The 14,330-nt window shown below is 74.7% G+C and carries 14 protein-coding genes and 1 tRNA gene; 7 read left to right on the top strand and 8 right to left on the bottom strand.

The features are described from left to right. Nucleotides 1–96: 96 nt before the first annotated feature. The 4 genes from ACUN9U_RS16430 to ACUN9U_RS16445 all read right to left on the bottom strand — a co-directional run bounded on the left by ACUN9U_RS16430 (nt 97) and on the right by ACUN9U_RS16445 (nt 2,969). A complete protein-coding gene (locus ACUN9U_RS16430) occupies nt 97–729 on the bottom strand; it encodes a phosphoesterase PA-phosphatase (protein WP_445486092.1) in 633 nt (210 codons plus the stop codon). Next, the gene (locus ACUN9U_RS16435) at nt 726–1,931 is read right to left on the bottom strand and encodes an MAB_1171c family putative transporter (protein WP_445486093.1); all 1,206 of its coding nucleotides are present in this window, start codon (nt 1,929–1,931) and stop codon (nt 726–728) included. Before ACUN9U_RS16435 ends, ACUN9U_RS16430 begins: the two co-directional genes overlap by 4 nt. Continuing rightward, complete coding sequence (locus ACUN9U_RS16440) at nt 1,928–2,353, bottom strand: hypothetical protein (RefSeq protein WP_445486094.1); 426 nt, start codon at nt 2,351–2,353, stop codon at nt 1,928–1,930. The genes ACUN9U_RS16435 and ACUN9U_RS16440 overlap by 4 nt, the downstream gene beginning before the upstream one ends. 106 nt (nt 2,354–2,459) lie before the next feature. Beyond that, nucleotides 2,460–2,969, bottom strand: coding sequence for a helix-turn-helix domain-containing protein (locus tag ACUN9U_RS16445; RefSeq protein WP_445486124.1), 510 nt, complete (start codon nt 2,967–2,969; stop codon nt 2,460–2,462). 285 nt (nt 2,970–3,254) lie between these two features. Here ACUN9U_RS16445 and ACUN9U_RS16450 point away from each other — a divergent pair, with 285 nt between their 5' ends. The 3 genes from ACUN9U_RS16450 (at nt 3,255) to ACUN9U_RS16460 (ending at nt 5,330) form a co-directional block, all read left to right on the top strand. Further along, nucleotides 3,255–3,842: a hypothetical protein gene (locus ACUN9U_RS16450; protein ID WP_445486095.1), complete on the top strand. Its 588-nt coding sequence runs from the start codon at nt 3,255–3,257 to the stop codon at nt 3,840–3,842. A 67-nt stretch (nt 3,843–3,909) separates the two neighbouring features. After that, entirely contained in the window at nt 3,910–4,104 is a 195-nt protein-coding gene (locus tag ACUN9U_RS16455; protein ID WP_445486125.1) for a helix-turn-helix transcriptional regulator, read from the top strand. Nucleotides 4,105–4,199: 95 nt separating this feature from the next. Further along, nucleotides 4,200–5,330 (top strand): tyrosine-type recombinase/integrase, encoded by a 1,131-nt coding sequence (locus ACUN9U_RS16460; protein WP_445486096.1) that lies wholly within the window; start codon nt 4,200–4,202, stop codon nt 5,328–5,330. Nucleotides 5,331–5,410: 80 nt separating this feature from the next. On the opposite strand, the gene ACUN9U_RS16465 is transcribed toward ACUN9U_RS16460, so the two are convergent. Then, nucleotides 5,411–5,482 (bottom strand) — tRNA-Arg (locus tag ACUN9U_RS16465). Nucleotides 5,483–5,615: 133 nt separating this feature from the next. Between ACUN9U_RS16465 and ACUN9U_RS16470 the strand changes: the two genes are divergently transcribed. Continuing rightward, nucleotides 5,616–7,391 (top strand): ABC transporter, encoded by a 1,776-nt coding sequence (locus tag ACUN9U_RS16470; protein ID WP_445486097.1) that lies wholly within the window; start codon nt 5,616–5,618, stop codon nt 7,389–7,391. Next, on the top strand, nt 7,388–9,154 hold the full coding sequence (locus tag ACUN9U_RS16475; RefSeq protein ID WP_445486098.1) for a GTPase: 1,767 nt from the start codon (nt 7,388–7,390) through the stop codon (nt 9,152–9,154). The genes ACUN9U_RS16470 and ACUN9U_RS16475 overlap by 4 nt, the downstream gene beginning before the upstream one ends. Nucleotides 9,155–9,180: 26 nt before the next feature. Here ACUN9U_RS16475 and ACUN9U_RS16480 read toward each other — a convergent pair whose 3' ends face one another. Next, nucleotides 9,181–9,780 carry a GNAT family N-acetyltransferase gene (locus tag ACUN9U_RS16480; protein ID WP_445486099.1) on the bottom strand — a complete coding sequence of 200 codons (600 nt, stop codon included), beginning with the start codon at nt 9,778–9,780 and terminating at the stop codon, nt 9,181–9,183. A 151-nt stretch (nt 9,781–9,931) separates the two neighbouring features. Here ACUN9U_RS16480 and ACUN9U_RS16485 point away from each other — a divergent pair, with 151 nt between their 5' ends. Next, nucleotides 9,932–10,558: a single-stranded DNA-binding protein gene (locus tag ACUN9U_RS16485; protein ID WP_445486100.1), complete on the top strand. Its 627-nt coding sequence runs from the start codon at nt 9,932–9,934 to the stop codon at nt 10,556–10,558. A 69-nt stretch (nt 10,559–10,627) separates the two neighbouring features. Then, nucleotides 10,628–12,310, top strand: a complete 1,683-nt coding sequence (gene ettA, locus ACUN9U_RS16490; protein ID WP_445486101.1) for an energy-dependent translational throttle protein EttA — start codon at nt 10,628–10,630, stop codon at nt 12,308–12,310. Nucleotides 12,311–12,501: 191 nt separating this feature from the next. Here the strand turns inward: ettA and ACUN9U_RS16495 are convergent, their stop codons facing one another. Beyond that, nucleotides 12,502–13,257 carry a DUF6882 domain-containing protein gene (locus tag ACUN9U_RS16495; protein ID WP_445486102.1) on the bottom strand — a complete coding sequence of 252 codons (756 nt, stop codon included), beginning with the start codon at nt 13,255–13,257 and terminating at the stop codon, nt 12,502–12,504. Nucleotides 13,258–13,404: 147 nt separating this feature from the next. After that, the gene (locus ACUN9U_RS16500) at nt 13,405–14,310 is read right to left on the bottom strand and encodes an acyl-CoA thioesterase (protein WP_445486103.1); all 906 of its coding nucleotides are present in this window, start codon (nt 14,308–14,310) and stop codon (nt 13,405–13,407) included. Between the last annotated feature and the right edge of the window lie 20 nt (nt 14,311–14,330).

A 14,330-nucleotide genomic window follows, 5' to 3' on the forward strand; every position in this document is an offset into this window, starting at 1 on the left:
AGCTCTCGTGACCGCCTGATGCGACTCCTCGCGGCCGGCCGCCTCCGGACGTGACAGGCGCTCTTGCCGCTACGGCAATCGCGCCGACGCGTCAGTTCAGGGGCTCAAGGCGATCAGTGACAGGACTGCTGCGCCAAGCAGTGCCCCCGCACTCACTTGCCCGGTCGTGTGGTCGCCGAGCACGACCCGGGCCCAACACACCGCCACCACCGCAAGCCCCGCCAGCAGGGCCCATGGACCTAGCACCACGACGAGCGCCGCGGCCGTGCCGGCCGCCACGGCCGCGTGCATCGAGATCTTCCAGGCCCTCGAGATGGCCAGGCAAATCAGCACGAGCAGCACCTCACCCGCCAGCAGCCAGACCAGCAGGACTGGCGCTCCGAGCAGCGCGAGGACGGCGATCCCGCCCGCCAGACACACCAGCACCGCGGCAAGCACCTTCGGGCGGTCCTCGCGGCGGGAGACGTGACGGTCCGTGGCCCCCCCAGTGCGGATCAGCCAGGCGATGTAGGCGTACGGCAGACCGATGGCGAAGACCGCCCCGAGCAGACCCAGCCTTGCACCGCGCCACGGGTTCGTGTCGCTGAGCGCTCCGACGGCCACGGGGCAGACCACGCCAGTCACCGACGGCGCCAGGACCTCGGTGAGCACCCGCGCGACACGCTCCCGCTTGGGCACCGGTCTTGCCGAGTCCGCGGCTTGCTTGGCGCCCGTCACCGGTTCGCTCATGCCTCGGTCTCCTCGCTTTGTTGTTGCTGCTGCCGGCGGCGCAGGCGGTACCAGCGGGCCACCCTGGACCACCACGCCACTTCCTGCTCGACAGATGCCGCGGCCGGCACCACCGGAACCATGAGCGGCGACACGGCCGCTCCTGCTTCGTCGGCGGCCACGGCCTCAGCCAACGCCGTCGCGGTGCGGTCCGCGGCGCGGTCGACCTCGCGAGGTGTAGCCGACTCGCGCATATGCACCGCGCGTCCGCGCAGCATGCGAACCGCGTCGCGCAGCTCGATAACGCGCCGGTACAAGCGCCAGCGCCCGTTGCGCGGGCTCAGCGCCGCGCGCACGGGGCCGGGATCGGGCTCCATCGCCACCGCTGGGCGCAAGCGCACCAGGTCGCTCCACATTGGGTAGAGCTGCACGCTGGTGGCGTGCGCCGACAGGTCTGCGGACAAGGCCCGGGCCCGGGACCGCGCGGCCGGCCACAGCGTCCCGGTCACGAGTAGGACGCTGGCCGCCGCTGCCAGCAGCGCTCCTGGCCAAGCCAGCACCGTGGGGACCTCCGAGCGTCCCGCTCCGACGGCGGCGAGCCCCAGCAGTCGAACCAGCACGAAGCAGCACCCGGCCGCCGCGCCGGCCGTGATGAGCCACCCGCTCGTCAGCAGCGGACCGACCAGGGTGGCGCGCATCCGCAGGCCCAAGCGGAGCAGGTCGGCGAAGGCAGCGCCGACGAAGCTGAGGAAGACCAGCAGGTAGGCCATGACGGCCGGATCGCCGGCGTAGGTGACGATGTAGGAGTTCACCGGCCCCGCGTGCGGCCCCACTGCGAAGCACGTCCACAGGACGGCCACGGCGAGGGCCAGCCAGGTGCGGCGCCGACGCAGCCAGTGGCGACCTTCCTCGGCGGGCGCCTCGGCGTTGGCGCCGGCGAGCTGGGAGATCATCGTCAGCACCCCTACGGCGCAGGCCATCAGGGCGGTGCGGGCTAGAGGTTCCCCGACGTTCGCCAGACCCGTCAGGCGTCCCAGCGCGTCGTAGACCGGCGAGACCAAGGCGGTCGTGCCGACCGCCAGACCTGCCAACGCCAGTGCCAGTCCTTGCCGGTCGCGTCGACCGCCGGGCAGCAGGTCACGGGCCCTCAGCGTCGCGGCGACGGCGACGGTGACCGCTACGGCGGGGATGACGACTGCAGAGACCAGCGCGGACAGGCTCACCGCGGGCCGTCACGGCGTGAGCCGAAGGTGCCCGCGATACCGGCTGCCCGCTCCGGCACCGGATCTGGCAGGTCGCCGAGGCGCCTGCCGGCGGAGCGCTGCAGCAGCATCGACGCGAACACCTCAGCCTCGCGCTCCTCGGTGTCGGAGTAGGCGCCGCGCCGCAGCATGCGCCGGACGGTCCGCGGGTCGAGGTCGGGGAAGAGCGCGGCGATGACGTCCGGAGCGACGACTTCGTCGTGCCCGTGCCCGAAGGCGATGTGAGCCAGCTCGTGGGCGATGACGTGCTCGCGGTACATGCCGTGCAGGGCTTCGTCGTAGAAGACGACGTCGCCGTCGTCGAGCGCGACCCACGTCCCTGACAGCTCTCCGAGTCCGGGGTGGGGGAGTAGGCGCAGCGACCGCCCACGCCGGTGGCTCAAGTGGTCGACGAGATCGTGTACGCCGGCGTCACCGTCGATGCCGAGCTCGACGAGCAGCTGTATGCAGCGAGCACGTACAGAGCCCAGCCGCACCTGCCCACCCCTCTCACCCGCCGGCGGGCCCTCCCTCGGGGCTGCCGGCAGCTGTGGGCTCGACGTCGTCACCGTCGGTGCCTTCCGGCAGACCCTCCAGGGCCCGTACCCGCTCGATCATGTCCGCGATGGTTCCCAGGCTCTCGGGGGAGAGCCCAGACGCCCTGAGGGCGACCTTGCGTACCCCGGCGTCCCTCATGGCCGCAACCAGAGACAGCTGCTCGTTGACCGCCGCGGAGACCTCGTCGTCGAAGAAGTAGGCCGCTGGGACGCCGAAGAAGGACGCCAAAGCTTCCAGGTGCTTCATGGTCGGGTTGTCCCGCTTGCCGTTGCGGAGCATCCAGACGTACGCAGCGCTGATGGTCGGCCCCCCAGCGTCACGGATTTCACTGGCGACCTGCTCGTAGGTGTACTCGCCGCGCGAGGAGCGCACCGTGCGGAACAGGTGGTCGACCTTCTCGGCCAGGGAACGAGCCGTTCCCCCGTTCGGAGCAGCCTCGACCGCGGGCGCGGCGGGCTCCACGGCGTCCTCGGCCACGTCTCGCTCCTCCCGTCAGCCGGGTCGCTGTCCCGGCCAGGCACCTGCGTCTTGACACGCGTTCACACGGGCTTAGCATCTGAAGCGGCATCACAACTGATGTAAATGACGCCGAGCCGGACACCAACTGGCGCGGCGGCTCATGCCGTCGCCCTCGCGTCCACACCCGCCGACACGACGTCGGTGAGCATCGACCCGTCCACACTGCCGCCTCGACCACCACGCGTCGAGAGCGGCACTCGAAGGCTAGCCGCATGGGGGTGACCGACCGTGAACATCACAGCCCCCTCGTCGACGTCGACGGGCGCCGTCGTTGTCCTCGGGCTCGTCACCGCCGTGGTCCTCATCGGAGGAGCGATGAGCCTCGACGTACTGCCTTCCGCTGGCTCGCCCAACGGCACGCCGACGGAGACGGGAGGTGCCACGCCCTTCACCGGCGCCTCCGGAGGGTGCTCAGTGCCGGACCCCACGGGTACCGGCGGCTGCGTCACGCCGGCGACCGCGTGGGTCCTCCAGCAGGTCGACGACCACTTCGGGCAGGAGCCGACGAGCTGCTGGGACGCCCACGCGTGGAACCCGACGTCTGACCATCCCCAGGGCCGTGCGTGCGACGTCACGTTCGGGACGGCAGGCCGGTTCCCCGACGAGGCCGACAAGGCCGCCGGTTGGGCACTGGCGGGCTGGCTGGTCGCGAACGCACAGCCCTTGCACGTCTCATACGTCATCTGGCAGGGCCAGATCTGGTCCACCGCTCGCTCAGACGAGGGGTGGCGGAAGTACACCGGCGGAGGCGTCTACGACCCCACCAGTCCGGTCGGCGGCCACTACGACCACGTCCACGTGTCGGTGCTGCCGTGAAGGCTGCCATCGAGCCACCAGGACCTGTGACCGGACCACGTGCACCGGAGGCACCGTGACGACCGTGATGCTCACCGAGGAGCAGGTGCGGACCCTGCCGCCGGTCGTCGACGTGCCCACCGCGGCCGCGGTCCTCGGCATCAGCCGAGCGACCGCCTACCGCCTCATCCGGGAAGGGGCGTGGCCGACCCCGGTGCTCAAGCTCGGGCAGTACCGCATCCAGCGCACGGCGCTGATCCGGGTTCTGGGACTCGAGCCGTGAAGGCCGGGACCGTCCGGCAGCGCCACACCAAGGGCTGCCCACCAGCCGTCGACGGACGGCGTCCTGCTCATCGTTGCCGGGGGCCGTGGGAGTACGTGATCGACCTGGGGCTGGACGGCACGGGTCGGCGGCGGCAGCGCTTCAAGAGCGGGTTCCCCACCAAGGCCGCAGCCGCCGCTGCCCTACGAGAGCTCCGCGAGACGCTCGACGGGGGAGTCCACGTCTCGGACACCACGCTGGGGGAGTACCTCGACCGCTGGCTGCAAGGGAAGCACAAGCTCCGCCCCAGCTCCCGCGCCGCCTACGAGAGCCACATCAAGCTCTACCTCAAGCCCCACCTCGGTCACGTGCAGCTGCTCGAGCTGCGCGCGCACCACCTGGACCGCCTCTACACCTCCATCAGCACCGGCGTCAGCGGCGCTCCGCTCAGCGCCTCGACGGTGCGCCGCGTGCACGCGACGCTGCGCTCGGCCCTCAACAGCGCGGTCAAGCGCCGGCTCCTGCCGCACAACCCTGCGGTCCAGGTCGAGCTGCCCGCGGAGTCACCGAAGCGACCAGAGCCCTGGACCGTCCAGGAGTGCCTGACCTTCCTCGACTCCGCGCGCAGCGACCGGCTGTACGCCATGTACCACCTCTACCTGTTGACTGGGCTGCGTCGCGGTGAGGGCGTCGGGCTCCGCTGGGGCTCGGTCAACCTCGACAGGCGCACCATCTCGGTGACCGAGCAGATCACCACGGTCGCCAACCGCTCACAGACCGGGGCACCCAAGACGCGCAGCGGGGTCCGGCGGGTCCGCCTCGACGAGACCACCGTCGAGCTGCTGCGCCAGCACCGCGAGACCCAGCTCGCCGAGCGGGCCTTCTGGGAGCAACCTGACGAGGGCAACGGCCTGGTCTTCACCCGCGAGGACGGATCGCCCCTGCTGCCGGACTACGTGACCAAGCACTTCTACGTCCTCACCCGCCGCGCCGGGCTGCGCAGGGTGCGCCTGCACGACCTGCGACACACCAGCGCCAGCCTGGCGCTGGAGGCGGGGGTGGCGATGAAGGTCGTCTCGGACCGCCTCGGCCACTCCTCGATCGCCATCACGGCGAACCTGTACACGCACGTCTACGACTCCGTGGCGCTCGACGGCGCGGACCGCCTCGCCGCCCTGCTCGGCGCGTCGTCGCGTGCAGATGTTGGCGAGATGTTGGCGTCGGAGCCGGCGGGAGGGGCCTTGTGAACGCGCGCGCGCCGCCACACCCGGTCGCTTCGGCGACAACTCTCCTGCTCAGAGACCTGGAGCCCGCGACGCGCGGTCGGCGCCCCCGGCTGGATTCGAACCAGCGACCGACGGATTAGAAGTCCGGTGCTCTTCCGCTGAGCTACGAGGGCGAGGCGCGAGCGCGCGCCGCCGCACAGCGTAGGCGGCGCGACGCGCCGCCGCGGGCCCCGGACGCGCCGCCCGGCGGGGCGCAGGGCGCACCCGGTGGTGGCGCGGGCCAGGGGCTGGCGGCAGGCTGAGGGGGTGAGCACCCCGGCGGCAGCGGCGCCCTCGCCGCCGTCCTCCCCGGCCCTCCTGGAGCCGGTGGAGCGGCTGCGCGCGCTCGTGGGCGGCCTGGAGCTGCCGCTGGAGGCCGCGGGCGCACCGCGGGCGCGGACCGAGCGCGACCAGCTCGTGGCCCAGCTCGACGACTACCTGCTGCCGCGCCTGCGCCGCCTGGACGCGCCGCTGCTCGCCGTCGTCGGCGGGTCCACGGGGGCGGGCAAGTCGACGCTGGTGAACAGCCTGGTCGGCCAGCACGTCACCACGTCGGGGGTGCTGCGCCCCACCACGCGCTACCCAGTGCTGGTGCACCACCCCGCCGACGGCCAGCACTTCGGCTCCGACGCCGTGCTGCCGGGCCTGGCGCGCACCACCGGCGCGGACGTGCCCGACCCCGCGCACCCCGGCGGCGCCGCGAAGGGGCTGCGCCTGGTGGCCGCCGATGCGCTGCCGGCCGGGCTGGCCCTGCTGGACGCCCCCGACGTCGACTCCGTGGTCGAGGCCAACCGCGACCTGGCCGTCCAGCTGCTCGGCGCGGCCGACCTGTGGCTGTTCACCACCACCGCCTCCCGCTACGCCGACGCGGTGCCGTGGGAGGTGCTGCGCACGGCCACCGAGCGCGGCACCGCGGTGGCCGTGGTGCTCGACAGGATCCCGCCGGAGGCGGTGGCCGAGGTCCGCGCCGACCTCGCCCGCATGCTCGCCGAGGCCGGCCTGAAGGGGGCGCCGCTGTTCACCGTCGCGGAGTCGCCCCTGGAGGGCGGCCTGCTGCCGCCCGAGCAGACAGCACCCCTGCGCCGGTGGCTGGCCGGCATCAGCGCCGACGCCCGCAGCCGCGACGTCGTCGTCCGCCGCACCCTCTCGGGGGCGCTGGCCTCGCTGGCCACCCGCGTGCCGCGTCTGGCCGACGCCGCCGACGCCCAGGACGCCGAGGAGCGCTCCCTGCGCGCGGACCTGCACGGCGCCTACGCCGACGCCACCGCCTCCCTGCAGGAGCACCTGTCCGACGGGACGCTGCTGCGCGGGGAGGTGCTGGCCCGCTGGCAGGAGTTCGTGGGGACCGGGGAGCTGTTCGCGAGCCTGCAGGCCGGGGTCGGCAGGGTCCGCGACAGGATCGCCGCGGCCGTGCGCCGCAAGGCCCCGCCCGCGGACCGGCTGGGGGAGGCCCTGGCCACCGGCGTGGCCGCGCTCGTGGTCGACGCCGCCGGCCGCGCCCGACAGAGCGCCCTGCTGCGCTGGCGCGCCCGCCCCTCGGGCGCCGCGCTGCTGTCCGCGGCCCCGGCGGTCGCGGCCGACCCGCAGGTGCGGCCCGGCTTCGCCGCCGACGTCGAGAGGCTCGTGCGCGACTGGCAGCAGCACGTGCTCGACCTGGTGCGCGCCCAGGGGGAGGGCAAGCGCAGCCGCGCCCTGCTCTACAGCCTGGGCGTCACCGGCGCCGGTGCGGTGCTCATGCTGGTCGTCTTCGCCGCCAGCGCCGGCCTGACCGGCGCCGAGGCCGGCATCGCGGCGCTCACCGCGGCCCTGGCCCAGCGCGTGCTCGAGGCCGCCTTCGGCGACCAGGCGGTCCGCCAGCTGGCGGCCGCGGCCCGCGCCGACCTGGTCGCCCGCGTGGAGGACCTGCTCGAGCGCGAGCAGCACGCCGTCGCGGCGCTGCTGCCCGAGCGCGCCGGGGCTGGTGAGGAGGCGGGCTCGCAGCTGCGCCAGGTGGCCGCCGAGGTCGCGCGCGCCGGTGAGGACGGCAGGGGGAGCGACGCGTGAGCGCCCAGACCCGCGAGGAGCTCGAGGACCACGACGACGAGCGCGCGGCGGTGCTGGCCGGCGCCGAGGCGCCGCCCGCAGCGCTGGCGCACGACACCCCCCTGGGCGCTGCCCTCGCCGAGCTGGAGGCGGCCCTGGACGCCGGCGGGGACGAGCTGGACCCGGCCGCCGCCCAGCGCGCCCACGCCGTGGCCGCCCGCGCCCGCCAGCGCCTGGCCGGTGACACCGGCGCCTCCGTGGTCGCCCTCGCGGGCGCCACCGGCAGCGGCAAGTCGAGCCTGTTCAACGCCATCGCCGGCCTCGAGGTCGCCACCGTGGGGGTGCGCCGCCCGACGACGTCGTCCCCCACCGCCTGCGTGTGGGGGGAGGTGCCCGAGGCGCTGCTCGACTGGCTGGAGGTGCCGCGGCGCCACCGCACCGAGCGGGTCAGCGAGCTGGACGCCCACCGCGAGGACGCCCTCACCGGGCTGGTGCTGCTGGACCTGCCCGACCACGACTCCACGGCGCTGTCCCACCGGCTGCAGGTCGACAGGCTCGTGGCCCTGGCCGACCTGGTGGTGTGGGTCGCGGACCCGCAGAAGTACGCCGACGCCGCCCTGCACTCCCAGTACCTGCGCCACCTCGCCGACCACCAGGACGTCGTCGTCGTGGTCCTCAACCAGGTCGACACCCTCGACGAGGCGGCCGCCGCGGTGTGCGAGGCCGACCTGCGCCGCCTGCTGGCCGCCGACGGGCTGGACAGGGTCAGGCTGCTGAGCACCTCGGCGCGCACCGGCAGGGGCGTCAGCGCGCTGCGCCAGGTGCTCACCGACGTCGTGCAGGCGCGCACCGCCGCCCGCCGCCGCTCCGAGGCCGACGTGCTGGCCGCCGTCCGCGAGCTGCAGGCCTCCGTGGGCGAGCGCGAGCCCGACGTCGCCACCGCCGAGGGCACCCCCGCGCTGGTCGACGCGCTCGCGGTGGCCGCCGGCGTGCCCGCCATCAGCGACGCGGTGCGCGGCAGCGAGCTGCGCGCGGGCGTGGGGCGCACCGGGTGGCCGTTCACGCGCTGGGTGCGGCGGCTGCGCCCGGACCCTCTCAAGCGGCTGCACCTGCCGCCGTCCTCCGCCGCGCCGGGCAGCGGGGCCGCGGCGCTGCCCAGCGCCGAGCTGACCCGCACCTCGGTGCCCGTGCCCACCCCGTCGCAGCGAGCTCAGGTCTCCACCGCGGTGCGCGGCGTGGTCACCTCCGTGGCGCAGGCGGTCCCCCCGCGCTGGGGCGACGCCGTGCGCGCCTCCTCCGGACCGGTCGCCGACGACCTCGCCGACTCCCTCGACCAGGCCGTGCAGACCGTCCCGCTGGCAGCGCCCGCACCGCGCTGGTGGGGGCTGGCCGAGGCGCTGCAGCTGCTGCTGGCGGTGTGCGCGGTGCTCGGGGGCCTGTGGCTGGCCGCGATCGGCGTCATCGCCTGGCTGCAGCTGCCCGCGCTGCCGCTGCCGCGGGTCGGCCCGCCGGCCGGCTCGGGCTACGAGGAGTGGGCGGTGCCGCTGCCGACGCTCCTGCTCGTGGGCGGGGTGCTGCTGGGGTGGCTGCTCGCGGCGCTCTCGCGCTCGCTGGTGCGCCGCCGCGCGGAGCGCCTGCGCCGCCGGGCCCGCGAGCGGCTGCGCGAGGTGGTCGCGTGCACCGCGCAGGAGCGCCTGCTCGCCGCGGTGGCCGCCGTCGTCGCCCGCCACCGCGAGGTGCGTGAGGCGCTCGCGGCCGCGGGCGGCCGGCTCGGCCGGCGCTGACGCCCGCCGTCGTCGTCAGCCCGCTGTCAGGAGTGGCGGGACAGCGAGGCGCGCAGCGTGGCGCGGACCGCCGGCCACTCGTGCGGCAGGACCGAGTAGACGGCGGTGTCGCGCAGCACGCCGTCGGGCCCGATCCGGTGGTTGCGCAGCACCCCGTCCAGCTTGGCGCCCAGCCGCTCGATCGCCGCGCGCGACTGGCGGTTGTGCCAGTGCGTGCGCAGCTCGACGGCGATGGCGTCGCACGCCTCGAAGGCGTGGCCGAGCAGCAGCAGCTTGGCGGCGGAGTTCACCGCGGTGCGCTGGGCGCCCGGCACCAGCCAGGTGGCGCCGACCTCCACGTGCCGGTCCGCCTGGGTGACGTTGCAGAAGGTCGTGCAGCCCACCAGTGCGCCGTCGGCGAGGCGGCGCACCGCCCAGGGGTTCATGGAGCCGGCCGCGTGCAGGCGCAGGCGGTCCTCGACGTCGTCGGCCACCGTCAGCGGGGTCGGGACAGCGGTGTACCAGGCGTGCTCGAGCCCGCCTCCCGCGAGCGCCGCCGCCAGCTCGGCGACGTGGCCGCGGGACAGGGGCTCCAGGCGCACGTGGGCGTCCTGGAGGACGACGGGCTCGGTCAGCGGGACGGGCACGACCGGGCACGGTAGCGCTGCCGTCCGCCCACAGGCGGGGTGCGCCGCCCCCTCGTCCACAGGCGCCCGGCGGCTGCTCGCGGGGGGCGCGGCGACGTCGGCAGGGTCGTCGCAGCGCTCGCGCTGGGCGGGCCGAGAAGAGGAGGCCGGCGTGCCGAAGTCGACGTTCACCCTGGTCGGGCACCTGGGCGCGGACCCCGAGCTGCGCGAGACCCCGTCCGGGACCAAGTACCTGCGGTTCCGCGTCGCCGAGAGCGACTCCTGGCGCGACCAGGGCACCGGGGCGTGGGTGGACGGCCCGCCGAACTGGTGGGACGTCACCTGCTGGGACGAGCTGGCCGAGAACGTGGCCGAGTCGGCCAGGCGCGGCTCGCGCGTGGTGGTGTCCGGGACGTTCGAGCAGCGCGAGTACGTGGTGGGCGAGGGGGAGGGGGCCGAGCGGCGCCGGGCCACCACGCTCAAGGCCCGCTCGGTGGCGCTCGACCTGCGCCGCGGCGCGGCCAAGCAGTGGGTGAGGGACCGGACCGAGCAGGCGGGGGCCGGCGGCTCCGCCTCCCGGGTCGACGCCACCACGGGCGTCGTGAGCGGTGGTCCCTGGGACACCGGCGGCGTGCCCGGGCAGGGGGAGGCGCCGGCCGCGGAGCGCTTCAACGCCCGCTCGCTGACCGACTACGGCGCCGAGGACGCCGCCGGCGCTGACGACCCGCTGCCGGACGCGCCGCTCGAGGCCGCCGGGGAGGCCGCCGGGGAGGGCGCGCTGCTCTCGCGCAGCGCCTGACCGGCCGGCGGCGCACGGCGCCGGGGCGGGCGGCTTGGCAGGGCGCCGTCCGCCCCTAGGCTGGAGGTCATGGCGGAGTTCATCTACACCATGTACAAGGCCCGCAAGGCCTTGGGCGACAAGCTGATCCTCGACGACGTGACCATGTCGTTCTACCCCGGGGCGAAGATCGGCGTCGTCGGCCCCAACGGTGCGGGCAAGTCGACGATCCTCAAGATCATGGCCGGTCTCGACCAGCCCTCCAACGGCGAGGCCCGCCTCTCGCCGGGCTACTCGGTGGGCATCCTGCTGCAGGAGCCGCCCCTCGACGAGGACAAGACCGTCCTGGAGAACGTCCAGGAGGGCATGGGCGACCTCAAGCGCAAGGTCGACAGGTACAACGAGATCACCGCCGCCTTCGAGGACCCGGACGCCGACTTCGACGCCCTCATGAAGGAGATGGGCGACCTGCAGGAGGAGCTCGACCACGCCGGCGCGTGGGACATGGACTCCAAGCTCGAGCAGGCCATGGACGCGCTGCGCTGCCCCCCGGGCGACGCCGACGTCACGGTCCTGTCCGGGGGTGAGCGCCGCCGCGTGGCGCTGTGCCGGCTGCTGCTCAGCGAGCCCGACCTGCTGCTGCTCGACGAGCCCACCAACCACCTCGACGCCGAGTCGGTCACGTGGCTCGAGCAGCACCTGGCCAGCTACCCCGGCGCCGTGCTCGCCGTCACCCACGACAGGTACTTCCTGGACAACGTCGCGCAGTGGATCGCCGAGGTCGACCGCGGGCGCCTGTACCCCTACGAGGGCAACTACTCCACCTACCTGGAGAAGAAGCGCGAGCGCCTGCAGGTGCAGGGCAAGAAGGACGCCAAGCTGGCCAAGCGCCTCGCCGACGAGCTCGAGTGGGTCCGCTCCAACGCCAAGGCCCGCCAGACCAAGTCCAAGTCGCGCCTGGCGCGCTACGAGGAGATGGCCGCGGAGGCCGAGCGCACCCGCAAGCTCGACTTCGAGTCCATCCAGATCCCGCCGGGCCCCCGCCTGGGCTCGCAGGTCATCGAGGTGGAGGAGCTCAAGAAGGGCTTCGGCGACCGCCTGCTCATCGACGGCCTGAGCTTCACGCTGCCCCGCAACGGCATCGTCGGCGTCATCGGCCCCAACGGTGTCGGCAAGACCACGCTGTTCAAGACCATCGTGGGGCTCGAGGAGCCCGACGACGGCTCGGTGAAGGTCGGGGAGACCGTCAAGATCTCCTACGTCGACCAGAACCGCGGCGGCATCGACCCCAACAAGTCGCTGTGGGAGGTCGTCTCCGACGGGCTCGACCACATCCAGGTCGGCAACGTCGAGATGCCCTCGCGCGCCTACGTCTCCGCGTTCGGCTTCAAGGGCCCGGACCAGCAGAAGAAGGCCGGCGTGCTCTCCGGTGGTGAGCGCAACCGCCTCAACCTGGCGATGACCCTCAAGCAGGGCGGCAACCTGCTCCTGCTCGACGAGCCGACCAACGACCTCGACGTCGAGACGCTGAGCTCGCTGGAGGAGGCGCTGCTCGACTTCCCCGGCTGCGCCGTGGTCATCAGCCACGACCGCTGGTTCCTCGACAGGGTCGCCACGCACATCCTCGCCTGGGAGGGCACCGAGGAGGACGAGGCGCAGTGGTACTGGTACGAGGGCAACTTCGCCGGCTACCTCGAGAACAAGATCTCCCGCCTGGGCGAGGACGCGGCGCGCCCCCACCGCGTCACCCACCGCCGCCTCACCCGCGACTGACGCCCCGGGCTCGCGCCCGGGGAGCTCGCCGGGCCCGCCGCTGCACGTCCGCAGCGGCGGGCCCGGCGTCGTCCTCCCCCTCCCGCGACGATCAAGGAAGGTGCGCACGTCAGGTCGTGAGCACCTTCCTTGATCGTCGCGCGGGGGGGAGCAGCGGGGGAGGAAGAGCAGGCGGCGGGTCGGGCTGCGGGTCAGGCGGGCGGGAGGTCGCCGTCGACGCCCGCGAGGCGGCCCCGCTCGTCGAAGCGCACGCGCAGCTCGAAGCCCGGGCCCGTGAGCCGTACGGCCGCGTGGCCGGCCTCCCAGCGCTGCTGCAGCCCGCGGCCGCCGGCGTAGGCGGCGACGGCGCGGCGGTGGTCACCGACCGCCGCGCCGGACAGCCGCTCGATCAGGACGCGCAGCACGCGCGGTCCAGACGGCTCGGGGAGGGCGAAGGCGGGGTGCTCGAGCAGGAACGCCGCTCGGGTGCCGCCCCCGGCGTCCCCGGTGTAGGAGGTCCAGCGCTGGGAGGCGGCCTTCGCAGCGTCGACCACCACCCCCACCGCCGCTGACGGCTCCGGCGGCGACCCGGCCAGCTCGGCGAAGGGGACCTCCGACCGCGTCAGCTCCGGCACCCCGTGGCGGTCCCCGAAGCCGCGCACCCAGCGGGCCAGGTCGGTGACGTCCTCACCGAAGCCGGAAGGGTTGGCCCACGACCACAGCCATGAGCGCGGGCCCGGCGCCGCCGTGCCCAGCAGGTGCGTCCGCGCGGCCACCACCTCACCGCCGGGCGCACCGGCCAGCAGCGGCCCCGCGCCCTCGCCGGCGGCGCGGAAGGCGAAGCGGCCCTGCGCCAGGTCGACGTCCCAGGAGTGCTCTCCGAGCAGGTCCCCGAGGTGGAGCTGGTGCTCCAGGGACAGCAGGGCGGCGTCGTCGAGCAGCTGCTGCAGGGTCACCGGGTCGCTCACCGCGCCGAGTCTGCCGCAGCGGTCCCGGCCCGCAGCAGCGCCGCCGCAGCAGCGCCGCTGCAGCCGCGCTGCCGCAGCAGCGCCGCGGCGCGGGCGCCGCCGCTGCCGCACGGGCGCGCCGCCGCGCGCAGGGCCAGGCGCCGGCGGTCAGGGCAGGCGGGTCATGCCTTCCTGCGCGACCGTGGCCACCAGCGCGCCGGCCCGGTCGTAGACACGTGCCAGCCCCAGGCCGCGCGCCCCGGACGCCGACGGCGTCTCCTGCACGAAGAGCAGCCAGTCGTCCGCGCGCAGCGGCCGGTGCCACCACAGGGCGTGGTCCAGGCTGGCCACCCGGATCCCGGGCGTCGCCCACGCCGCGCCGTGGCGGCGCAGCACCGGCTCCAGGACGGTCACGTCGCTGACCCAGGCCAGCACGGCGCGGTGCAGCGCCTGGTCGTCGGGCAGGGGGCCGGCCACGCGCAGCCACACGGCCTGAGAGCCGTCGCCGTCGTCGTCGCGCTCACCGGGCGCCGCGGGCAGGTACAGCGCCGAGCCGACGTGGCGCACGTCCACCGGGCGCTCACGGGCCCAGTACCGGGCGAAGGGGTGCTCGAGGGAGCCCACCAGGTCGGCGATGCTCGGGAGCTCCTCCGGGCCGGGCACCGCGGGGGCCGGCGCGGCGTGGTCGGGCCCGTCCTGCTCCTCCTGGAAGGAGGCGATCATCGACAGGATCGGCTGCCCGTGCTGGAGGGCGTGCACGCGCCGCGCGCTGAAGGAGCCGCCGTCGCGCAGGCGCTCCACGCTGAAGGTGATCGGCGTGGTGGGGTCGCCCGGGCGCAGGAAGTAGCCGTGCATGGAGTGCACGCGGCGGGCGGGGTCGACGGTGCGGGTGGCGGCCACGACCGACTGCCCGAGCACCTGACCGCCGAAGACCCGCCCGTGCGGGGAGCGCTGGTTCTGGCCGGTGAAGAGGTCCTGCCCGGAGGCGTCGACGCCGCCCGGGGCCAGGTCCAGCACGCCCAGCAGCCCCGCGAGGCCCTCCGCCCGGGCAGCGTCGTCACGCTCGTCAGCCACCCGCCGGAGACTAGGGGGCC

The sequence above is a fragment of the Quadrisphaera sp. KR29 genome, from assembly GCF_052644995.1.

Bases quoted from the DNA above. Each gene is read 5' to 3' on its own strand.
- ACUN9U_RS16430 (WP_445486092.1), bottom strand. From the start codon at position 729: ATGAGCGAACCGGTGACGGGCGCCAAGCAAGCCGCGGACTCGGCAAGA.
- ACUN9U_RS16455 (WP_445486125.1), top strand. From the start codon at position 3,910: ATGCTCACCGAGGAGCAGGTGCGGACCCTGCCGCCGGTCGTCGACGTG.
- ettA (WP_445486101.1), top strand. From the start codon at position 10,628: ATGGCGGAGTTCATCTACACCATGTACAAGGCCCGCAAGGCCTTGGGC.